Origin of the sequence: Pseudomonas sp. NFPP12, from assembly GCF_900103205.1 — a bacterium.
GTDB classification, from domain to species: Bacteria; Pseudomonadota; Gammaproteobacteria; order Pseudomonadales; family Pseudomonadaceae; genus Aquipseudomonas; species Aquipseudomonas protegens.
On the sequence record NZ_FMWW01000002.1, the window covers coordinates 943,506 to 963,562 of the forward strand.

General features: G+C 60.9%; 21 protein-coding genes. 6 read left to right on the top strand and 15 right to left on the bottom strand.

The genetic code is table 11. From position 1 onward, the window contains the following. Positions 1 to 59: 59 nt before the first annotated feature. From BLS75_RS12040 to rplM, 5 genes are all read right to left on the bottom strand, one after another. The gene (locus BLS75_RS12040; protein ID WP_011063327.1) at positions 60 to 842 is read right to left on the bottom strand and encodes a cytochrome c1; all 783 of its coding nucleotides are present in this window, start codon (positions 840 to 842) and stop codon (positions 60 to 62) included. Continuing rightward, entirely contained in the window at positions 842 to 2,053 is a 1,212-nt protein-coding gene (locus BLS75_RS12045; RefSeq protein WP_011063328.1) for a cytochrome b, read from the bottom strand. Before BLS75_RS12045 ends, BLS75_RS12040 begins: the two co-directional genes overlap by 1 nt. Continuing rightward, on the bottom strand, positions 2,053 to 2,646 hold the full coding sequence (petA, locus tag BLS75_RS12050) for a ubiquinol-cytochrome c reductase iron-sulfur subunit (protein ID WP_011063329.1): 594 nt from the start codon (positions 2,644 to 2,646) through the stop codon (positions 2,053 to 2,055). The genes BLS75_RS12045 and petA overlap by 1 nt, the downstream gene beginning before the upstream one ends. A gap of 253 nt (positions 2,647 to 2,899) precedes the next feature. After that, complete coding sequence (gene rpsI, locus BLS75_RS12055) at positions 2,900 to 3,292, bottom strand: 30S ribosomal protein S9 (RefSeq protein ID WP_003228056.1); 393 nt, start codon at positions 3,290 to 3,292, stop codon at positions 2,900 to 2,902. Between the two features lie 14 nt (positions 3,293 to 3,306). Further along, positions 3,307 to 3,735, bottom strand: a complete 429-nt coding sequence (gene rplM, locus BLS75_RS12060) for a 50S ribosomal protein L13 (protein ID WP_007928449.1) — start codon at positions 3,733 to 3,735, stop codon at positions 3,307 to 3,309. Between the two features lie 247 nt (positions 3,736 to 3,982). On the opposite strand from rplM, the gene BLS75_RS12065 reads away from it, so the two are divergent. Beyond that, entirely contained in the window at positions 3,983 to 5,023 is a 1,041-nt protein-coding gene (locus BLS75_RS12065; protein WP_015636936.1) for an NADP(H)-dependent aldo-keto reductase, read from the top strand. A gap of 78 nt (positions 5,024 to 5,101) precedes the next feature. Here BLS75_RS12065 and BLS75_RS12070 read toward each other — a convergent pair whose 3' ends face one another. Then, positions 5,102 to 6,238, bottom strand: a complete 1,137-nt coding sequence (locus BLS75_RS12070; RefSeq protein ID WP_011063331.1) for an acyl-CoA dehydrogenase family protein — start codon at positions 6,236 to 6,238, stop codon at positions 5,102 to 5,104. Positions 6,239 to 6,482: 244 nt separating this feature from the next. On the opposite strand from BLS75_RS12070, the gene BLS75_RS12075 reads away from it, so the two are divergent. Then, positions 6,483 to 7,382, top strand: coding sequence for a GlxA family transcriptional regulator (locus tag BLS75_RS12075; RefSeq protein WP_169892244.1), 900 nt, complete (start codon positions 6,483 to 6,485; stop codon positions 7,380 to 7,382). 42 nt (positions 7,383 to 7,424) lie between these two features. Here the strand turns inward: BLS75_RS12075 and zapE are convergent, their stop codons facing one another. The 3 genes from zapE to BLS75_RS12090 all read right to left on the bottom strand — a co-directional run bounded on the left by zapE (position 7,425) and on the right by BLS75_RS12090 (position 10,617). Beyond that, positions 7,425 to 8,519 (bottom strand): cell division protein ZapE, encoded by a 1,095-nt coding sequence (gene zapE, locus BLS75_RS12080; protein ID WP_019093692.1) that lies wholly within the window; start codon positions 8,517 to 8,519, stop codon positions 7,425 to 7,427. An 88-nt stretch (positions 8,520 to 8,607) separates the two neighbouring features. Next, positions 8,608 to 9,963 carry a tryptophan--tRNA ligase gene (locus BLS75_RS12085; protein WP_072450927.1) on the bottom strand — a complete coding sequence of 452 codons (1,356 nt, stop codon included), beginning with the start codon at positions 9,961 to 9,963 and terminating at the stop codon, positions 8,608 to 8,610. A gap of 24 nt (positions 9,964 to 9,987) precedes the next feature. Beyond that, positions 9,988 to 10,617, bottom strand: coding sequence for an alpha/beta hydrolase (locus tag BLS75_RS12090; RefSeq protein WP_015636938.1), 630 nt, complete (start codon positions 10,615 to 10,617; stop codon positions 9,988 to 9,990). A 144-nt stretch (positions 10,618 to 10,761) separates the two neighbouring features. On the opposite strand from BLS75_RS12090, the gene BLS75_RS12095 reads away from it, so the two are divergent. After that, a complete protein-coding gene (locus BLS75_RS12095; protein ID WP_011063336.1) occupies positions 10,762 to 11,196 on the top strand; it encodes a Z-ring associated ZapG family protein in 435 nt (144 codons plus the stop codon). Between the two features lie 77 nt (positions 11,197 to 11,273). On the opposite strand, the gene BLS75_RS12100 is transcribed toward BLS75_RS12095, so the two are convergent. The 5 genes from BLS75_RS12100 to BLS75_RS32075 form a co-directional block, all read right to left on the bottom strand. Next, positions 11,274 to 12,032, bottom strand: a complete 759-nt coding sequence (locus BLS75_RS12100) for a YiaD family glycine zipper/OmpA-like lipoprotein (protein WP_011063337.1) — start codon at positions 12,030 to 12,032, stop codon at positions 11,274 to 11,276. A gap of 111 nt (positions 12,033 to 12,143) precedes the next feature. Further along, positions 12,144 to 12,788: an MBL fold metallo-hydrolase gene (locus tag BLS75_RS12105; protein ID WP_015636939.1), complete on the bottom strand. Its 645-nt coding sequence runs from the start codon at positions 12,786 to 12,788 to the stop codon at positions 12,144 to 12,146. A 58-nt stretch (positions 12,789 to 12,846) separates the two neighbouring features. Then, positions 12,847 to 13,347, bottom strand: coding sequence for a methylated-DNA--[protein]-cysteine S-methyltransferase (locus tag BLS75_RS12110; RefSeq protein WP_011063355.1), 501 nt, complete (start codon positions 13,345 to 13,347; stop codon positions 12,847 to 12,849). Between the two features lie 165 nt (positions 13,348 to 13,512). Continuing rightward, on the bottom strand, positions 13,513 to 13,767 hold the full coding sequence (locus tag BLS75_RS12115) for a hypothetical protein (RefSeq protein WP_072450928.1): 255 nt from the start codon (positions 13,765 to 13,767) through the stop codon (positions 13,513 to 13,515). After that, a complete protein-coding gene (locus BLS75_RS32075; protein WP_143031425.1) occupies positions 13,748 to 13,930 on the bottom strand; it encodes a hypothetical protein in 183 nt (60 codons plus the stop codon). Before BLS75_RS32075 ends, BLS75_RS12115 begins: the two co-directional genes overlap by 20 nt. A gap of 139 nt (positions 13,931 to 14,069) precedes the next feature. Here BLS75_RS32075 and BLS75_RS12120 point away from each other — a divergent pair, with 139 nt between their 5' ends. The 3 genes from BLS75_RS12120 (at position 14,070) to BLS75_RS12130 (ending at position 17,203) form a co-directional block, all read left to right on the top strand. Next, a complete protein-coding gene (locus BLS75_RS12120) occupies positions 14,070 to 14,744 on the top strand; it encodes a response regulator transcription factor (RefSeq protein WP_019093010.1) in 675 nt (224 codons plus the stop codon). Then, positions 14,737 to 16,068, top strand: a complete 1,332-nt coding sequence (locus BLS75_RS12125; RefSeq protein ID WP_041119813.1) for a sensor histidine kinase — start codon at positions 14,737 to 14,739, stop codon at positions 16,066 to 16,068. The genes BLS75_RS12120 and BLS75_RS12125 overlap by 8 nt, the downstream gene beginning before the upstream one ends. Before the next feature lie 232 nt (positions 16,069 to 16,300). Beyond that, entirely contained in the window at positions 16,301 to 17,203 is a 903-nt protein-coding gene (locus tag BLS75_RS12130; protein WP_011063360.1) for a LysR family transcriptional regulator, read from the top strand. 24 nt (positions 17,204 to 17,227) lie between these two features. Here the strand turns inward: BLS75_RS12130 and BLS75_RS12135 are convergent, their stop codons facing one another. Beyond that, on the bottom strand, positions 17,228 to 19,963 hold the full coding sequence (locus BLS75_RS12135) for a winged helix-turn-helix domain-containing protein (RefSeq protein WP_072450929.1): 2,736 nt from the start codon (positions 19,961 to 19,963) through the stop codon (positions 17,228 to 17,230). Positions 19,964 to 20,057: the final 94 nt, after the last annotated feature.

The following is a 20,057-nucleotide window of genomic DNA, read 5'->3' on the forward strand; positions in this document are numbered from 1 at the left end:
TTACAGTTTCAGAGACGCCCTTGGGCGCGCACGTTCAACAACTGATGCTTAAAACGCTATCAATGCACATCCTTCCAGTATTCGCGCTTGAGCAGATAGGCGAACACGAAGAAGAAGGCCAGGTACAGCAGTACGTAGGTACCGATGCGCTGGTGCTGCAGCTTGACCGGGTTGGCCGAGTAAGCCAGGAAGGTCACCAGGTTCTTGACCTTCTCGTCGAACTGAGCCTCGTTGAGAGTCCCGGTGTTCTCCTTGATGGTCAGCTGGTCACAGGCTTCATGAGTCAGCGGCGTGCCGGTCAGCGGATCGTATTGCTTCTTGCCGTCTTCGACGATCTGCACCTGCTTGCAACCGATCACCTGGCGACCCTGCAGGCCAACCAGAACGTTAGGCATGCCCACGTTCGGGAAAACCTTGTTATTCACACCCCAAGGGCGCGCCGGGTCCTCATAGAAGGACTTGAGGTAGCCATAGAGCCAGTCGGTACCCCGCACACGGGCCACCAGGGTCAGATCCGGTGGCGCAGCGCCGAACCAAGTCTTGGCATCTGCCGGCTGCATGCCGATGTTCATGTGGTCACCGATCTTGGCGCCGGTGAAGACCAGCTTGCTCAACATCAGATCGTGAGGAATGCCCAGATCGTCGGCAACCCGCTCATAACGCTGGAACTTGGCGCTGTGGCAGCCCATGCAGTAGTTGGCGAAGGTACGCGCGCCGTCTTGCAGGGCTGCTTTGTCGGCCAGGTCGATATCGACCTTCTCCAACTCAGGTCCGCCGTGCTCGGCCGCGAAAGACAATACAGGCATAGCAGCAAGAATCAGTACAGCAAATAGCTTTTTCATCAGCCAGTCACCCTTTCCGGAACCGGTTTGGTCTTCTCGAGCCTGGTGTAGAACGGCATCAGAATGAAGTAGGCGAAGTACAGGAAGGTACATACCTGCGACAGCAGCGTACGGCCCGGAGTCGGTGCCAATACACCCAGCACACCCAGGATCACGAACGAGATGCAGAACACCAGCAGCCAGATCTTGCTCAGCCAGCCTTTGTAGCGCATGGACTTGACCGGGCTACGGTCCAGCCAAGGCAGCACGAACAGCACGGCAATGGCAGCCCCCATGGCAATGACGCCCATGAGCTTGTCCGGCACCGCACGCAGGATCGCGTAGAACGGGGTGAAGTACCAAACCGGAGCAATGTGCTCAGGCGTCTTGAACGGGTTGGCCTGTTCGAAGTTCGGCTTCTCGAGGAAGTAGCCACCCATTTCCGGGAAGAAGAACACGATCGAGCAGAAGATGAAGAGGAACACCACTACGCCGACGATATCCTTCACGGTGTAGTAAGGGTGGAAAGGAATACCATCCAGCGGGATGCCGTTCTCATCCTTGTTCTTCTTGATGTCGACGCCATCCGGGTTGTTCGAACCCACTTCGTGCAGTGCCAGGATGTGCAGCACCACCAGACCGAGGATCACGATCGGCAGGGCAACAACGTGCAAGGCGAAGAAGCGGTTCAGGGTGATACCGGAAATCAGGTAGTCACCGCGGATCCACTGAGTCAGGTCGTCGCCGATGACCGGGATCGCACCGAACAGCGAGATGATCACCTGGGCGCCCCAGTAGGACATCTGGCCCCACGGCAGCAGGTAGCCCATGAAGGCCTCGGCCATCAGTGCCAGGTAGATCAGCATGCCGAACAGCCACACCAGCTCACGGGGCTTCTGGTAGGAACCGTAGAGCAGGCCACGGAACATGTGCAGATAGACCACGATGAAGAACGCCGAAGCGCCGGTGGAGTGGAGCAGACGCAGGATCGCGCCGTACTCGACGTCGCGCATGATGTATTCAACGGAAGCGAAGGCCTCTTCCGCCGAAGGGGTGTAGCTCATGGTCAGCCAGACACCGGTTACGATCTGGTTGACCAGAACCAGCAGCGCCAGGGAGCCAAAGAAATAGAAGAAGTTGAAGTTCTTCGGAGCGTAATACTTGCTGAGATGGTCTTCCCACATCTTGGTCGCGGGGAAGCGCGCATCAACCCAATCCATGAACTTGCTCATCACGCTTTCTCCGTGTCGACGCCAATGACGATGATGTCATCCGACTCATAGGAATGCGGGGGTACTGGCAGGTTCAAAGGCGCAGGTTGCGACTTGTAGACGCGACCAGCCAGATCGTAGTGGGAACCGTGGCAAGGGCAGAAATAGCCACCTACCCAGTCCTTGCCCAGATCCGCGGGCGCCACTTCAGGACGGAAGGTCGGAGAACAGCCCAGGTGGGTGCAGATACCGATCAGCAGCAGAATCTCTGGCTTGATCGAACGCACTTCCGGGTCGACGTAGGTTGGTTGTACTGAGTTCTTGGAGTCAGGGTCAGACAACTGGCCCTCGATCTTTTTAAGATTCCCCAGGATTTCCTCGGTACGGCGGACGATGAATACCGGCTGACCACGCCATTCAGCAATCATCTGCTGACCTGGGTCGATCTTGCTGATATTCACCTTCACCGGTGCACCTGCGGCTTTCGCCTTGGCACTGGGAAACCATGACCCCACGAACGGGACCGCAGCCCCCACCGCTCCAGCAGCACCCACCACGGATGTGGCTGCTACTAGGAAGCGACGCCGGCCTGCATTCACGCCGTCATTGCTCATTCAGTCCTCTCCCATCAGCTTTGTGGCCTGTTAAATCAGGCATCTACTAAGTAAAAATCTGAACTTATAAAAATTTTGCCGAATGGTAATGAAAAGCCCCTATTCTGACAAGGTAATTACCAAGCCGAGCCGGCCCGAAGCCTTGCAGTATAGGGCCTCCGCGGATGTGGCAAGTTGTCACAGAGCAAATTCTAGACAATAAAAAACGCCCAGCTCCGCGAGGAGACTGGGCGTTTTTGAACGCAGTAGCGAATTAACGCTTGGAGTATTGCGGACGCTTACGCGCTTTACGCAGACCCACTTTCTTACGTTCAACTTCACGTGCGTCACGGGTTACGAAACCAGCTTTACGCAGCGCGCTGCGCAGAGTTTCGTCGTAATCCATCAGAGCGCGAGTGATACCGTGGCGGATTGCGCCAGCTTGACCACTTACACCGCCGCCGATAACGGTGACATAGATATCGAACTTCTCAACGGTCTCGGTCAGCTCCAGCGGTTGACGAACTACCATGCGGGCAGTTTCGCGACCGAAGAAGTTATCCAGGGAACGGTTGTTGATCGAGATGTTGCCAGTGCCCGGACGCAGGAAAACGCGTGCGGTTGCAGTCTTGCGACGGCCAGTGCCGTAATTTTGAGTCGCCGACATAATGAACTATTCCGTTAAATCTTCAGTTCTTGGGGCTGCTGAGCAGTATGAGGGTGTGCAGCGCCCGCATAGACTTTCAGCTTACGGTACATGTCGCGACCCAGCGGGTTCTTAGGCAGCATGCCTTTTACCGCGGTCTCGATCACGCGCTCAGGGGCTTTGGCGATCAGCTTTTCGAAGTTGATCGACTTGATGCCGCCCGGGAAACCGGAGTGGGAGTAGTACATTTTGTCAGTGGTTTTAGCGCCAGTAACACGTACCTGCTCGGCATTGATCACAACGATGTAGTCGCCGGTGTCAACGTGAGGAGTGTACTCAGGCTTGTGCTTGCCACGCAGACGGCTCGCGATTTCGGTGGCCAGACGACCCAGGGTCTGACCAGCAGCGTCGACGACGAACCAGTCGCGCTTTACTGTTTCCGGTTTAGCAGTAAAAGTTTTCATTCTTTATAGCCTCAGGGGCCGCCCAGCAAAATAGACGGCGGATCTTACTGAATAGTGCTTACTTTGACAAGGTCAAAGGCAGCCGGACACAGACGCTATCGGGGGCTCGGGTCAGCGCGTCTGATATACGGCAAGATTCTTCGGCAGGCGGCGCATCACTTCCACTGCAGAAAGAGCTGCCGAATTATGCAGATTGCGAAAAAAATTTCAACCTGCTTTTATGATTGTTTTGCCAAGGGAGCACCCGATGGACTACCGCCAGCTGGGCCGAACCGATCTGAATGTGAGTGCAATTTGCCTGGGCACCATGACCTGGGGCGAGCAGAACACCGAGGCTGAAGCCTTCGCTCAGATCGAGCGGGCCAAGAACGCCGGAATCAACTTCATCGACACTGCCGAGATGTACCCGGTGCCGCCAAAGGCCGAAACCTACGCCACCACCGAGCGCTATATCGGCAACTGGTTCAAGCAGCGCGGCGACCGCGCCGACTGGGTCCTGGCCAGCAAGATCGCAGGTCCGGGCAACACCATCGACTACATTCGCGACAAACAGCTCAAGCACAACCGCAAGCATATAGTCGAAGCCGTGGATGCCAGCCTCAAGCGCCTGCAGACCGACTGGATCGACCTGTACCAACTGCACTGGCCCGAGCGCAGCACCAACTTCTTCGGCCAACTGGGCTACAAGCACCAGGCCGATGAAGACTTCACTCCGCTGGAAGAAACCCTCGAAGCTCTGGACGAGCAGGTCAAGGCCGGCAAGATCCGCCATATCGGCCTGTCCAACGAAACGCCATGGGGCACCATGAAGTTCCTTGCCCTGGCCGAGAGCCGTGGCTGGCCGCGGGCGGTTTCGATCCAGAACCCCTACAACCTGCTCAACCGCAGCTTCGAAGTAGGCCTGGCGGAAATAGCCATTCGTGAACAATGCGGCCTGCTGGCCTACTCTCCCCTGGCCTTTGGCTACCTGTCCGGCAAGTACGAAGGCGGCGCGCGGCCAGCCAAGGCACGGCTGAGCCTCTACAGCCGCTTCAGCCGCTACTTCAACCCTCAGTCGGAAGCGGCCTGCAGCCGCTATGTGGCGCTGGCCCGCGAGCACGGCCTGGATCCGGCACAAATGGCCCTGGCCTTCGTCACTCAACAGCCGTTCGTGACCAGCAACATCATCGGCGCCACCACTCTGGAACAGCTGGACAGCAACATCGCCAGCGCCGCCTTGAAGTTGTCGGATGAGGTCCTCGCCGGGATCGAGGCAATCCACAAGGATCACCCCAACCCCGCGCCTTAATCGGCCCACAGTTGCTGGCCTGCCAGCGAATGGATACGTCGCAAACCCGCTTCGCACCCTTCGCCGGCGGCCCGCTTCCTATAGTGAGCGGGCAATGATCTCCTTCATGATCTCGTTGGTCCCGGCATAAATGCGCTGCACCCGGGCATCGGCCCAGGCCCGGGCCACCGGGTACTCCCACATGAAGCCGTAGCCGCCGTGCAACTGCACGCATTCATCAAGCACCTTGCACTGCAGGTCAGTCCCCCAGTACTTGGCCATGGCCGCCGTCGGCACATCGAGCTTGCCCTGCAAGTGCAGCTCCAGGCAGCGATCGACAAATACCCGGCCGATCTGAATTTCCGTGGCCATTTCCGCCAGCTTGAAACGGCTGTTCTGGAAATCGGCAATTGCCTTGCCAAAGGCTTTGCGTTCGCGGGTGTATTCCAGGGTCCACTGCAATGCAGCCTCGGCACTGGCCAGGCCGCCAATGGCCACGGTCAGGCGCTCCTGGGGCAACTCCTGCATCAAATAGGCAAAACCTGCCCCAGCCTGCCCCAGCAGATTCTCCTTGGGTACTCGCACATCCTGGAAGAACAGCTCGGAGGTGTCCTGAGCCTTCATTCCCACCTTTTCCAGGCGCTTGCCCTTGGAGAACCCGGGAGTATCGGCCTCAACCAGAAACAGGCTGGTGCCCTTGGCTCCGGCCTTGGGATCGGTCTTGGCCACGACTATCACCAGGTCCGCCAGGTAGCCGTTGGTAATAAAGGTCTTGGAACCATTGATCACGTATTCGTCGCCGTCGAGCACTGCCGTGGTCTTCACCCCTTGCAGGTCGGAGCCCGCCCCCGGCTCGGTCATGGCAATGGCCGTGACCATTTCCCCCGAGACCAGCCGGGGCAGGTACTTGTGCTTCAGCGACTCACTGCCGTAATGCAGGATGTAGGGCGCGACAATGTCCGAATGCAGGGAAAAACCAATGCCCGTCAGCCCCAGCCGGCCAATCTCCTCGATCACCACCGCGCTGTAGAGAAAGTCCGCCCCCAGGCCGCCGTATTCCTCGGGAATGTGCGAACACAGCATTCCGGCCTCCCCCGCCTTGCTCCACAACTGACGGTCGATATAGCCCTGTTTTTCCCATTCTCCATGGAAGGGCACTGCCTCTTTCTCAAGGAATGTACGCACGCTGTCACGGAAGAGTTCGTGCTCGGAGCTGAACAAGGTTCTAGGGATCATGCAGGCACCTGTGATGGTTATTGATCATGGGTTGGCTGCCAGAGCCTAAGGCTAGCCACCTGCACGGGACACTGGACACATCCGACAAAAAATAAGACGATCCAGCCGTCTGGTGACCACTTTCCCCTATAAGAACAATTGAATTATGTCTAACCAAACCTCCACGCCCTTGCGGCGCGTCAGCATCCTGGCTATCGACCGGGTTTTCGCTTCCACCCTCATGCAAGCCAAGGATTTCTTCCATCTGGCCAGCCTGCGCTACGGCAAACAACTGGGCCAAGGCCTGACCCCGGCGTTCGAAACCCGCCTGGTCAGCCCCGACGGTCAACCCGTATGCAGTTTCAGCGACGTGATCATGCCAGTGGACGGCCCGCTGGAAGACACCGATATCATCATCCTCCCGGCGTTCTGGGACGACTTCGACACCCTGTGCCAGCGTTACCCGCAGATCCTGCCCTGGCTGCGCGCCCAGCACGCTCGCGGCGCGGTGCTCTGCGGCGAAGCCACCGGGGTATTCTGGCTGGCGGAAGCCGGCTTGCTCGATGGCAAGGAAGCCACTACCTACTGGCGCTTCTTCAGCGCCTTCAATGAGCGCTTCCCCAAGGTCCAGCTCAATCAGGACAAGCACCTGACCGACGCCGACAACCTCTACTGCGCGGGCGGTACCACCTCGGCCTGCGATCTGTACATCTACCTGATCGAACGCTTCTGCGGTGCCAACGTGGCCCAGGCCGTGGCTCGGGACATTCTCTATGAAGTACAGCGCAGCTACGCCCCAGGGCGCATCGGCTTCGGCGGCCAGAAGCTGCATCAGGACGTGATCATCCTGCAGATCCAGCACTGGCTCGAAGAGCACTTCGCCGACAAGTTCCGCTTCGAGGACGTGGCCCGCGAGCACGGCATGAGCATTCGCAACTTCATGCGCCGTTTCCAGACCGCCACCGGCGACAAGCCCCTGCATTACCTGCAGCGCCTGCGCATCGAAACCGCCAAGGGCCTGCTCTCGGGAACGCGCAAGAGCATCAAGACCATCAGCTACGAAGTCGGCTACGACGATGCCAGTTTCTTCGCCCGACTGTTCCGCCAGCACACCGAACTTTCACCCAACCAGTACCGCCAACAGTTCCAGCAACAGGCGGCATAAAAAAAGGGCCTGCAATGCAGGCCCTTTTTCATCTGGCAATGCTTATGGCTTGTGCGCCCGCGACAGGAACTCGTGGGACTGCATCTCCAGCAGGCGGCTAAGGGTGCGCTGGAACTCGAACGTCAGGCGGCCACCGGTGTAGAGGTCCTTGAGTTCGACCTCGGCAGAAATGATCAGCTTGACGTTGCGGTCGTAGAACTCGTCGACCATGTTGATAAAGCGCCGGGCGATGTCGTCGGTGGTGACGCTCATCTGCTCCACGCCACTGAGCAACACGGCATGGAAGATCTTGCCCAGCTCGATGTAGTCGTTCTGGCTGCGCGGGCCGTCGCACAGTTCCCGGAAGTCGAACCAGGCCACATCATCGCAGGTACGCAATGCGCGGATCTCGCGGTTCTCGATGATCAACACATCGTTTTCCACCGCCTGGGTGCACTCCGGCGTCAACGCCCGGAAGCTCTTGCGCAAGCTTTCCTGTGCTTCTTCGTTCAATGGATAGTGGAACAGCTCCGCCTGCTCCAGATGACGCAGGCGGTAGTCGACACCGCTGTCGACGTTGACGATCTCGGTGTTCTGCTTGATCAGGGCAATCGCCGGCAGGAAGCGCGCGCGCTGCAAGCCATCCTTGTACAAGCCGTCGGGGACGATGTTCGAGGTGGCGACCAGGGTCACGCCATTCTTGAACAGCTCCTCCATGAGGGTGCCAAGAATCATCGCGTCAGTAATGTCAGACACGAAGAATTCGTCGAAGCAGATCACCCGCGCCTCTTGCGAGAAACGCTTGGCGATGATGGTCAACGGGTTCTTCTCACCGCCCAGGGTCTTCATTTCTTCGTGTACGCGCTTCATGAAACGGTGAAAGTGCGTGCGTACCTTTTCCTTGAACGGCAAGGCTTCGAAGAAGGTGTCCACCAGATAGGTCTTACCGCGCCCCACTCCACCCCAGAAATACAGACCCTTGACCGGCGTCTGGTCCTTCTTGCCAAAGAGCTTGCCGAGCAGGCCCGGCTTGTTTTGCTCGGCCGCGATCAGATCGTCATACAGGCGCTGCAGATGACGCACAGCCGTTTCCTGTGCCGCATCATGAAAGAAATCCGGGCGTTTCAGATCTGCTTGGTATCGTTCTAGGGGCGTCATAATTCGTTAGCAAGGCAACAAAAACGGGCCGTCACTTTAGCGACGGCCCTGGGGAATGGCAATCAGCCCTTGGTCGGGAAGATGCCGATTAGTCCTGCGCCGGGGTCAGAGCAATGCGCAGTGCATCTACAGCCGCATCACGGGCGCTGGCATCGGCAAAGTCCGGGCTGTCCGCCACACAGGCGCCGTCCAGCCAGATACCGAATGCATTGCCCTCGGTCCGCAGATCCAGCTCCTGGCCCGATTGCAGTTGCTTGGTGACAGCACCTGCAGCCTTGCCATCAGCGAAATTGCGCGACAGCAGCAGTTGCTCGCCATCGGCCGACAGCAAACGGAAACGGAAGCTGCCGTCATCCTCGCGAAAGCTAATGAAACGCGCGGCCTTGGCGGCTTTTTTCTTGGTGGTGGCTGCCACCTGTACCTGGGCGGCGAAAGAGCGCAGGCCCACGGCTTCGCGCAGTTCGTTGAGGAACGGCGTGGCCACGGCACGGGCCTTGACGGCACCGGCACGCAAGATGTCTTCCAGGTCCGAAGGACGTGCGATCAGTTGGTGATAACGCTCGCGGGCTTCGCCCAGTTCGGCATCCAGCAATTGGAACAGGCGGTTCTTGGCTTCGCCCCAACCCAGGCCCTGAAGCAGCTCGCTGCGGAACTCGGCGGCTTGCGCAGGGGTGGAGAACGCCTGGTACAGGGTGAACAAATGAGAGTTGTCCGGATCCTTGGCCTCGCCTGGCGCCTTGGAGTCGGTGACGATCCGCGAGATCGCGTCCTTCATGTCCTTGGCGCTGGTGAACAGCGGGATGGTGTTGTCGTAACTCTTGGACATCTTGCGGCCATCGAGGCCTGGCAAGGTGGCAACACTTTCCTCGATCAGCGCCTCGGGCATGGTGAAGAACTCCTTGCCCTGGCCGAACAGGTGGTTGAAACGCTGGCCAATGTCCCGGGCCATTTCCACGTGCTGGATCTGGTCGCGGCCCACCGGCACCTTGTGCGCGTTGAACATCAGGATGTCCGCCGCCATCAGTACCGGGTAGCTGTACAAGCCCATGGTGATGCCGGCGTCCGGGTCTTCACCGGCCTCGACATTCTTGTCCACCGAAGCCTTATAGGCATGGGCACGGTTGAGCAGCCCCTTGGCCGCCACGCAGGTCAACAGCCAGGTCAGCTCCGGGATCTCAGGGATGTCCGACTGGCGATAGAAAGTCACGCGTTCCACATCCAGGCCACCGGCCAACCAGGTGGCGGCGATTTCCTGGCGCGAACGCTGGATACGCAGCGGGTCATCGCACTTGATCAGTGCGTGGTAGTCGGCCAGAAAGTAGAAGGAGTCGGCATTGCTGTCGCGGCTGGCGACGATCGCCGGGTGGATCGCACCGGCATAGTTGCCCAGGTGCGGGGTGCCGGTGGTGGTGATGCCGGTGAGGATACGCGTACGAGTAGTCATGGGTAATCGCTTATCAGACTGCTATCAATTCGAAAGTCGCGGCAGCACCAGATCTTTCAGATCGGTGAGCTTGCCATGAAAAAAGTGCCCGCATTCTGCCACTTTCAGCAGCTCATGGGGGCGGACAAGCGCGTCGGACCAGTCGTAGACCGCCTGAGGGTCGATGACCTCATCGGTTTCCGGCTGGATCAGGGTCAACGGGCAGTTCTGCGGCAGCAGGTCGCTATCACGCAGGCGGGTGACTGCCGGCGCCACCATGAACAAGTGCTTGAGCTGCGTGCCCTGGCCTTCCAGACGCCCGCCAAGGCTGGCCGCGACAAAACCGCCAAAGGAGAACCCGAACAGGGTCAAGGGCAGTTGCGGATGCTGGGCCTGCAACCACTGGGCAGCCGCCTGGGCATCGTCGACTTCACCGCTGCCCATGTCGTGGCTGCCTTCACTGGCGCCCACGCCACGGTAGTTGAAGCGCAGGGTGGTCAGGCCGGCATCCCGCGCAGTGCGCTGCAGGGTGGATACCACCTTATTGAGCATGGTGCCGCCCTGCACCGGATTGGGGTGGCAGATCAGCGCCATCCCACGTGCATCGGGCACCTGCAGATACAGGGCTTCCAGTTGGCCCACCGGGCCGGCAATCACTACAGGGGTTTCACGCATAAGCAAGGAAGGAACTCCGTGACCTCGAAGGGGGTCGACTCGTCTAGCAAATGGTCTGTGCCAATCTATTGCGAGTGAATCGCGGTATACAGCGCAGGTTCGAGCCGTTAACGTAAAGCAAAGCCGTTTATAGAGGAAGGACTCGTGGAACACTCGCTCTTAGTTTGGTTGTTGCCGACTCTTGCCCTGGTCGCGGGTGTCGCCATTGGATTCCTGGTCGCTCGCCTGCTGCCCAATGCCGCGCCTAACCGCACGCAGCGTCAGTTGGATGATATTCAGGAACGTTTCGACAATTATCAGAATGAAGTGGTCACTCACTTCAACAGCACCGCAACCCTGGTCAAGAAACTGACCCAGAGTTACCAGGAAGTGCAGGATCACCTCGCCGAGGGCGCCAATCGCCTGGCCTTGGACGAACTGACCCGCCAGCGCCTGCTGGCCGCCTTGCACTCGGAGTCGGTGCAGGCTCCACGTGAGCGCCTGACCCCTCCACGGGACCAGGAACCACCACGGGACTACGCGCCGAAGACGCCGAATGCCCCAGGCATGCTCGACGAACAATATGGCCTGAAGAAGTAATACGCCTCAGCCATTAAAAAAGCCCGCCCGATCTGCATCGGGCGGGCTTTTTTATGCCTGGGGTTCAGCCAGTCCGGTCAGGGATACTGCTGGTATTGCTGACCTTGCTGCTGATAGGGCTGCTGGTACTGCTGGTTCGGTTGCTGGTATTGCTGGCCCGGAATCGCCTTGAGGTTGACCTCGACCCGACGGTTCTGCGCACGGCCGTTGACATCGGCGTTGCTGGCGATCGGGTTGTCCGGACCGGCGCCACGAGCGGACAGGTTGGAACCGCTGACCCCCTGGGACGTCAGGTAGGTCGCTACGCTCTGGGCGCGACGCTGGGACAGATCCATGTTGTGCTGACGGCTGCCGGTGCTGTCGGTATAGCCAACAATCTCGATCTGGTTCTGGTTGAACTCACGCAGGGAGTTGGCCAGGTTGTTCAGGGGCTGGTAGAAGCTGGGCGCGATATTCGCCGAGTCAGTGGCGAAGGTGATGTTGCCCGGCATGATCAGCTTGATCTGATCGCCCTGGCGCTGCACCTCGACCCCGGTGTTAGCCATGCTGGCGCGCAGTTTTTTCTCCTGCTGGTCAGCGTAGTAGCCATAACCTGCAGCGGAAGCACCGACCACTGCTGCACCGATCAGGGCCCCCTTGCCACGGTTGTTGTGGTCGATGGCAGCACCAGCCAACGCACCGGCCAAGGCTCCCAGCCCACCGTACTTGGCGGTTTTACTCATGCCAGACGAGCCGCCGTCGGCCTGCCCCTGGTTGTCATAGGGGTTAGGCGAAGCGCAGCCGGACAACAAGGCCACAGCAGTAGCGACAACAATCAAACGACGTGAGGTGAACATGGAAAGCTCCTACATTTTGCATTCTGTGGTGCAGCGGACGTTGGCAATAGACCTTTGCCGGCGTTGGAACACGCAGAACGGCAAAAATTCCGTGAACCAACGGGCAAATAGTCAGGCTCGCACGAACGGGTTCTGACGCATCTCATCTCCCAGCCGGGTGTCTGGGCCGTGCCCGGCAACCACTGTGGCGTCTTCGTCGAGGGTATAGAGACGCTGCTTGATCGAACGCACCAGCGTGGCCTGGTCGCCACCCCACAAATCCGTGCGCCCGACCCCGCGTTTGAACAGCGTGTCGCCGGCTATCAAAAGCTTAGCCTCGGAAAACCAAAAGCTCATGGAACCTGGGGTATGCCCTGGAGTGTGCAAGGCCACGCCGCAACCGCAGGCCAACTCTTCGTCATCACCCAGCCAGCGATCCGGGGACGGCACAGGGGTGTAGGGCACGCCGAACATGCTGCACTGCATCTCAAGGTTGTCCCAGAGAAACTGGTCGTCCTTGTGCAAGTGCAGGGTGGCGCCGGTCTTTTCCTTCATCTGCCCGGAGGCCAGGAAGTGATCCAGATGGGCATGGGTATGGATGATGCTCACCACCTTCAGGCCCAGTGCGTCCAGGCGCGCCATGATCAGGTCGGGGTTGCCGCCCGGATCGACGACTATGGCTTTCTTGGTCAGCGGGTCGCCAATGATGGTGCAGTTGCACTGCAGCGGGCCGACGGGGAAGGTTTCGCGGATGAGGCTGGGCTTGGCGGCGTCCATGGGAAGGCTCCAGAAAAATCGATGGGCCATTCTGTCACAGCTCGCCGCCACTGCTTACTCAGAACGCCAGCTGCAACGTCTCCTCGCCTTCCAGTGCCAACAGGAACTGCTTGGCCTCAAGACCGCCGGCGAAACCGGTGAGGCTGCCCGAGGCGCCGATCACCCGGTGGCAGGGGGCGACGATCGAGATCGGATTACGCCCATTGGCCGCCCCTACCGCACGCACTGCAGTGGGATTGCCGATCTGTCGGGCGATCTGGCTGTAACTGCGGGTCTCGCCGAAAGGAATGGTCAGCAGGGCTTGCCAGACCTGGCGCTGGAACTCGGTGCCGACAAAGTCCAGCTCAAGCTCGAAACGCTCGCGGGTACCGGCAAAGTATTCGCGCAACTGGCGCTCGGTCTCCAGCAACAGTGGATGCTCCGCGGCTTCCTGCAGTGGGCCCAGGCGCACTCGGTTCTGCCGCTCGTGCTCCCACAGAATCGCCGCCAGCTTCGCTCCCCGGGCGACCAGGGTCAGTTGGCCAACCGGGGACGCCATTTTCTTGAATACGCAGGACATCGCAGTTCTCCTTCAATCCGCCAGGGAAATCAGGCCGGCAACCCTGGGGTTCGCCGCCTTTATCTCAGTACGCCTGCACTGTAGAACGAGATTTCAGCGCAAGAACCTCGTTTCTTGCGCTGGAACTCGAAGGCGGATCATTCTGGGCGCTGCCAGGCGGCGAGGCTAGTCGTCTTCGTCCACCAGGTAGCAATTGTCGCTGCTGCTAAGCCGGCCATGGGGGTCGACGATAAAGGCCCCTCGCCCCTGACCACACTCCAGCAAGTGCACCGGCGACAGCTCGCGCTGGCGGTCGATCTGCGCGTTGAAACGCACGATATAGGCACCCAGGGAAATCGATACACACAGGATCAGCATCAGACACAGCACCAGCTGGTCGGTGTAGCCGGCGCCGCTATCGTCAGACGATGCCCGCGACATGCTCGGCCTCCGCCTGTTGCAGGTCATGCCCCAGCAGGAACAAGCTCAAGGGGCCGCCGTCCCCAAGGCGCACCATGGGTGCCCCGGACGGCAGGACGCAAGCCATCAGGCCGAGAAGAATCAACACCAGCAGGATGCCTTTGAGCACTGAAGACAGGTTCATGGCTGTGCCGCGCTCTGCAGTTAAGAAGAGCCTGAGCTTAGAGAGCGCCGGGTTAACAGCGGGTAAACATCAATGGAAAGGCCTCGGCTTCCGCTATCCTTCGGCCCATCGAGTGCCAAGGGTCCAAGGGGACGTTTCCGTGCATATTCACCTGCTGCTGGTCGAGGACAACCTCGACCTGGCCAATACCGTCATCGAGTACCTGGAAATCGGCGGCATCGTCTGCGACCACGCCAGCAACGGCCAGACCGGCCTTAACCTGGCCCTGAGCCAGCATTACGACGTGATCCTCCTGGACATCATGCTGCCGCGGCTGGACGGCCAGCAGCTGTGCGAACAACTGCGCCAGCACGGCAGCCAGACCCCCATCCTCATGCTCACCTCGCTGGATGCCCTGTCGGACAAGCTCGCCAGCTTTGCCGCCGGTGCCGACGATTATCTGGTCAAGCCCTTCGAACTGGCCGAGCTGGTGGCCAGGATCCGCGCCCTGAGCCTGCGCCGCAGCGGCCAGGCCAGCCGCCTGCAGGTGGCCGACCTGGTGATGGAGCTGACCACCCGCAAGGTCAGCCGCGCCGGCCAGGAACTGCACCTGTCGCCCATCTGCTGGACCCTGCTGGAATGCCTGATGCGCGCCAGCCCCGAGCCTGTCACCCGGGAACGCCTGGAGGCGACGATCTGGGGCGACGAGCCGCCCGACAGCAACACCCTCAAGGTGCATATGCATCGGCTGCGCAAGACTGTGGACAAGTCCTTCGACCAGCCCCTGATCCACACCCTTCCCGGTATTGGCATACAGCTGAGGTCACATGCGTAACGGCCTGAGTTTGAAATGGGTGATCAGCGGCAGCTTCCTGCTGCTGATTGCCGTGGTACTGCTGATCTACAGTCTGCTGCTGCCGGAATACAGCGTCCGCGGCCTGCTCTACACCGCCAGCGCGATGATGGAGGAAGAAGCCCAGTACTTCGCCAGGCACTACAACAAGGACCCCACGACCCCGCCGCCGCACAACTATTTCTATACCAGCGTCATCGGCAAGGAGGCGCTGCCCGAGAAGGTCCGCCAATTGCTGGACACGCCCCCGAGCCTGTCCTTCGGTGCAGTCCAGGTCTTTGGCGACCTGGATTCCGATGACGACGATGAAGGCCGGGCGATCCTTGCCCAACCCCTGGCGGACGGCAAGACCCTGTACATGTACGACGTCGACCATGACCAGGAAGAAGGCGGCGAAGTCGAGACGCCACTGTCCGATGCCTACCTGGACCGTGAACTGCACGGGGTGATTTTCATCAGCCTGGCGGTGTTCATACCGGCGCTGATCATCATTGCCCTGCTGGTCTGGTGGCTGGTGCGGCCCCTGGGCCGCCTGTCCCAGTGGTCCAGTACCCTCAAGGACCCCGACACGGTGGCCGGCGAACGGCCCAATTTCAGCTTCAAGGAATTCAATATGCTGGCCGACGCCCTGGCCCAGAGCATCCAACAGGTCCAGGCAGCCAGCCTGCGTGAAGGTCGGCTGCTACGCTACACCAGCCATGAACTGCGTACCCCGCTGGCAGTGCTCAAGGCCAATATCGAGCTGCTGACCCTGCAATCCGGCGGCGCCCTGCCGCCGCCCCTGCAACGTATCGAACGCTCGGTGCTGAACATGCAGCGCATCGCCGAGACCTTGCTGTGGATGAGCCGCGAGCTGCCCGAAGCCCTGCCCGAGGAGCCCATCGACATGAGCGGGCTGGTCAACGAGCTGATCCAGGAGCAGCGCTACCTGATCGGGACACGGGATATCGAACTGACCCTGGACATCAGCACCACGCCCTGCCGCCTGCCCCTGACCGCCTGCCGAATCGTGGTCGGCAACTTCCTGCGCAATGCCCTGCAATATGCCGATGACGGCACCATCGAGATCCACTTCGACTACCCGCGCCTGCGCATTCTCAACCGCATCCGCGAAGCCAAGCAGATCGAGCCTTCCAGCGACTACGGCTACGGCCTGGGCCTGGAACTGATGCGCCAGTTGTGTGCCCGCCTGGGCTGGCGCATCGATGTGCTGGTGGAGGAGCAACGCTTCAGCGTCACCCTGGACTTCGACGCCACCCCGACCGAGGAAGCCCCGCCCGCCGATCCCGGCGAGGAGAGTGCCTGAAGCCAAGCGAGGAAAAATGTGCTCGCAAGCGATGAAAAAACTGCCTTGGTCATGCCCTCCCTCCCGGCACTTGTGAGTATTGTTGCGGGACAAAAAAACACGCCGGGGGAGCCTTGCCGGTGCGTAACTTGCTTGCATCAAGCGCACTGCATGCGCGGTGATGCATGCAAGTCCCGGGTCACCCTGACCCGGCCGCCCTTCCCCCGTGCCCGGGCAAAGAACGAGGTTCGCTGTGGCTGCCTACAATCTGCGTCAACTGAAGTACTTCATCACCACCGTCGAGTGCGGCAGCGTCGCCGAGGCATCACGCAAGCTGTACATCGCCCAGCCGTCGATCTCCACAGCCATCAAGGGCCTGGAGGACAGCTTCGGCGTGCAATTGCTGATTCGTCACCATGCTCTCGGCGTCTCCCTGACCCCCAGCGGGGCACGTTTCTACCGCAAGGCCCAGGAGCTGCTGCGCATGGCCAAGGAGTTCGAGCAGAACGCCCTGGCAGACAACGACGTGGTCGCCGGGCAGATCGACATCGGCTGCTTCGAAACCGTGGCACCGTTGTACCTGCCACAACTGATCGCCGGCTTCAGCGCGCTCTATCCCGGGGTGGAAATCCGCATCCGTGATGGCGAGCAGCAGGAACTGGTACAGGGCCTGACCGGTGGCGCGTTCGATCTGGCGATCCTCTATGAGCATGACCTGGACGGCACCATCGAAACCGAGCCACTGATGCCGCCGCAACGGCCTTACGCCTTGCTGCCGGCCGGCCATCGCTACGCCAAGCAGCCCCAGGTATCGCTGCGCGACCTGTGCCTGGAGCCGATGATCCTGCTGGACGTGCAACCGAGCCGCACCTATTTCGTCAGCCTGTTCGAAGAACTGGGGCTGACGCCGCAGATTGCCTTCAGCTCACCGTCCATCGAGATGGTGCGCGGGATGGTCGGCCAGGGCTTCGGTTTCTCGATCCTGGTCACCCGCCCCCACTCGCCTTTTTCCTACGATGGCAAGCCGGTGGTGTGTGTCGACATTGTCGAGGACGTCACAGGTTCAGGCCTGGTGGCCGCCTGGCTCAAACGTGGCCAATTGACCAAGCCGGCGCGGTTGTTCGCCGACTACTGCAAGGAGCACCTGGCCCGCTAGCCCCGGCAGCCAGTGGCGCAGCGCCTACCCCAGCAACCCCAGCTCCTGGGCCCGGGCCACGGCCTGGGTCCGGCGCTCTACCCCCAGCTTGCTGTTGATATGGCTGGCATGGGTCTTCACCGTATGCAACGAGATGAACAGGCGCTCGCTGATTTCCTGGTTGGAGCAGCCCTGGGCGATCAACTGCAACACTGAAAGCTCTCGGGAGCTCAAGGACTCGTTATGGGCTGCGATCTCCTGAGGCTCACGCGATGCTGCCGGCAACCGCTCCAGCAATGCCTGGGTCAGCGCTGTCGATACGCCCTGCTGCAACTGCTCACGCATCCAACCGGGATGGCCATGGAGCAATGCCATGAACGGCTGCATCGCGCCTCCAACCCCGGCCTCCAGAGCCTGGGCCAGGTCCTGGCGGGCCTGCGGACCGCGACCGGCCGCCAGCAACAGTGCGGCTTTCTGGGTCAGGGCCATCACGCTCAGCAACTGCCGGCCGCTTTGCTGGCCATGTTCGACCAACCGATTCAAGCGCTGCTCCGCCCGGCCCAGATCGCCCTTGATGCTTTCAAGCTGGGCTTGCTGCAATTCGATGTGCAACGGCAGTTGCGGGTGGAATTCCGGTGGCGCCGCCGCCTGTTCGCCGGTGTAGGTCTGGCCCAGGCGGGCCAGCCAGGCTTCGGCCAGATCGGTACGCCCCTGGGCCAGCCACAGCTCGCATTTCACCAGGGTGATCATTGCCAGGTAATAGATCGGTGGCACGTCCCAGATGTGCATCAAGCGCTCGGCTTCCGCCAGCTCGGCGAAGGCTCGGGAGAACTCGCCACCCAGGCCTTCCTGCTTGGCGATCACGCAGTGACCGATCAGCACGCTGATATCGCGACAGGCCCGGGCCTCCACCAGGCCGGCCTGCAAGCGCAACAGGCCGGCCTCGGGCTGGGCACGCAGGGTCAGCAGATAACCGTCATACAGGGTCAGCCGGGCCCGCACCGCATACAACCGTTGGGCCGACAGGCCCTGCAAGCGCCGCAGTCCCTGGTGTACCTCCTCCTGCGCCCGCAGCACTTCGCCGCGGGCCTGCAGGACCCGGGCACGGTCGTAGTGGGCCAGGGCTTCGAACAACGGATTGCCGACCCGTTGCGCCAGCTCCAGGGATTCGCGATTGAGGCTGCGGGCCCGCCACAGATCGGCATCGGTAATGGCCAGGTTGGACAAGGTCGACAGGCACATCAGGCGCTGCCCATAACGTTTGGGCGGCAGGCTTTCCAGGGCCTCGCTGCAATAGGCCAGGGTGTTTTCCCGCTGGCCGCGGCCACGGGCGATGATCCCGCTCAGGGCCAGCCATTGCGCCAACATCGACTTCTGCGCCGTGGCCGAAGGGGCCGGCAGGAAACGACTCAGGTGATTGGCCAGTTCCTCCGCCGCATCCAGCTGACAGGCCAGGCCCAGGGCCCAGCTGTAGAGCACGATCAGCCGCGGCGTGCTGATCAGCAGGCTGTCGGGCAGGTCCATCTTCCAGCGCAGCAGCATGCCGACGTTCTGTTCCGCCAGTAGTTGCTCTTCGGACAGGTTCTGCACCAGGTTGGCCGCCACGTCCAGGTGCCCGGCGCGCAGCGCCTGCTCCACCGCTTCGTCGAGCAGCCCCTGGGCGTTGAACCAGCGACAGGCGCGCAGGTGCAGGCTGGCCGCTGGCACCAGGGCATTGGCCGTGGGCCGGCTGCGCAGCAGGTCGGAAAACAGGTGGTGATAACGATACCAATGGCCGTGCTCATCCAGGGGCACCAGGAATACCTGGTGGGCCTGGAGGAAACCCAGGATCTCGGCGCTGTCATGGGCTTCGCGCAGGGCATCGCACAGCTCGGCGCAAAACCGCTCCTGGGGCGCCGTGTCATACAGGAATGACTGCACTTCGGCGGGCAGGCAGTCGATGACCTCTTCCAGCAGGTAGTCGCGGATCAGTCCTTCCCCGCCATGCAGGCCCTGGGGTAGCGCGCCCCCGGCTCCCGCCTCGGACGCCGCCAGCAGCCAGAAACGCAGCCCGGCCACCCAGCCTTCGCTGCGCTGAATCAGGTTTTCCAGGGCTTCGCCGCGCAGCGAACTGCTGTGCCGGTCGAGCAGGCTCAGGGACTCGTCGTGGGTCAGGCGCAAATCCTGCTCGTGCAGCTCCAGCAGTTGCCGGGACAACCGCAGCCGCGCCAGGTGCCAGTCCGGACGTTGGCGGCTGGTGACCAGCACCAGCAAACCATCGGGCAGGTGATTGAGAAAAAACTGCAGGCAACGATCGAGGACCGGCCCCTGGGCCAGGTGATAGTCGTCCAGCACCAGCAATAACGGACTGGCACCGGTCAATTGCACCGCCAGCTCATCCAGCAGGCCGTCCAGCCACTCTTCAAAGGCGAAGGGCTGGTGACGCTGACGCATTTTCAACAGGCCCAGGGACTGCCGTCCCAATTGGGGAAAGTACTGCTGCAGACCGGCCAACAGACGCTCGAGGAAACGCCCGGGATCGCTGTCCCGGCGGCTCAACCCCAGCCACAGGCTCTGCCAGTTATCCGGCAGGCCCTGGCAAAACTCCACGGCCAGCGAGCTCTTGCCAAACCCGGCAGGCGCACAGACCAGCAGCAATCGCCCCTTCAACCCGGCGCCCAGGCGCTCGCAAAGACGCGGCCGCTGCACGTATCCATCGGGCAGGGGGGGTCGATAAAAACGCCCCTCCAGAGCGGGGATCACCGCGCTGGCAGGCCGTTGCAGGGGGGACAGGTCAGTCATGGCCAACTCTTATTGATGTACGGTTGTCGGCGTAGCAGATGTCCGCAGACTAGCGGTAAAAGGACACCTGTTGAAGATTTTTGCGACCATTCGG

Bases quoted from the DNA above. Each gene is read 5' to 3' on its own strand.
- BLS75_RS12040 (WP_011063327.1), bottom strand. From the start codon at position 842: ATGAAAAAGCTATTTGCTGTACTGATTCTTGCTGCTATGCCTGTATTG.
- BLS75_RS12045 (WP_011063328.1), bottom strand. From the start codon at position 2,053: ATGAGCAAGTTCATGGATTGGGTTGATGCGCGCTTCCCCGCGACCAAG.
- petA (WP_011063329.1), bottom strand. From the start codon at position 2,646: ATGAGCAATGACGGCGTGAATGCAGGCCGGCGTCGCTTCCTAGTAGCA.
- rpsI (WP_003228056.1), bottom strand. From the start codon at position 3,292: ATGTCGGCGACTCAAAATTACGGCACTGGCCGTCGCAAGACTGCAACC.
- rplM (WP_007928449.1), bottom strand. From the start codon at position 3,735: ATGAAAACTTTTACTGCTAAACCGGAAACAGTAAAGCGCGACTGGTTC.
- BLS75_RS12065 (WP_015636936.1), top strand. From the start codon at position 3,983: ATGGACTACCGCCAGCTGGGCCGAACCGATCTGAATGTGAGTGCAATT.
- BLS75_RS12070 (WP_011063331.1), bottom strand. From the start codon at position 6,238: ATGATCCCTAGAACCTTGTTCAGCTCCGAGCACGAACTCTTCCGTGAC.
- zapE (WP_019093692.1), bottom strand. From the start codon at position 8,519: ATGACGCCCCTAGAACGATACCAAGCAGATCTGAAACGCCCGGATTTC.
- BLS75_RS12085 (WP_072450927.1), bottom strand. From the start codon at position 9,963: ATGACTACTCGTACGCGTATCCTCACCGGCATCACCACCACCGGCACC.
- BLS75_RS12090 (WP_015636938.1), bottom strand. From the start codon at position 10,617: ATGCGTGAAACCCCTGTAGTGATTGCCGGCCCGGTGGGCCAACTGGAA.
- BLS75_RS12100 (WP_011063337.1), bottom strand. From the start codon at position 12,032: ATGTTCACCTCACGTCGTTTGATTGTTGTCGCTACTGCTGTGGCCTTG.
- BLS75_RS12105 (WP_015636939.1), bottom strand. From the start codon at position 12,788: ATGGACGCCGCCAAGCCCAGCCTCATCCGCGAAACCTTCCCCGTCGGC.
- BLS75_RS12110 (WP_011063355.1), bottom strand. From the start codon at position 13,347: ATGTCCTGCGTATTCAAGAAAATGGCGTCCCCGGTTGGCCAACTGACC.
- BLS75_RS12115 (WP_072450928.1), bottom strand. From the start codon at position 13,767: ATGTCGCGGGCATCGTCTGACGATAGCGGCGCCGGCTACACCGACCAG.
- BLS75_RS32075 (WP_143031425.1), bottom strand. From the start codon at position 13,930: ATGAACCTGTCTTCAGTGCTCAAAGGCATCCTGCTGGTGTTGATTCTT.
- BLS75_RS12125 (WP_041119813.1), top strand. From the start codon at position 14,737: ATGCGTAACGGCCTGAGTTTGAAATGGGTGATCAGCGGCAGCTTCCTG.
- BLS75_RS12135 (WP_072450929.1), bottom strand. From the start codon at position 19,963: ATGACTGACCTGTCCCCCCTGCAACGGCCTGCCAGCGCGGTGATCCCC.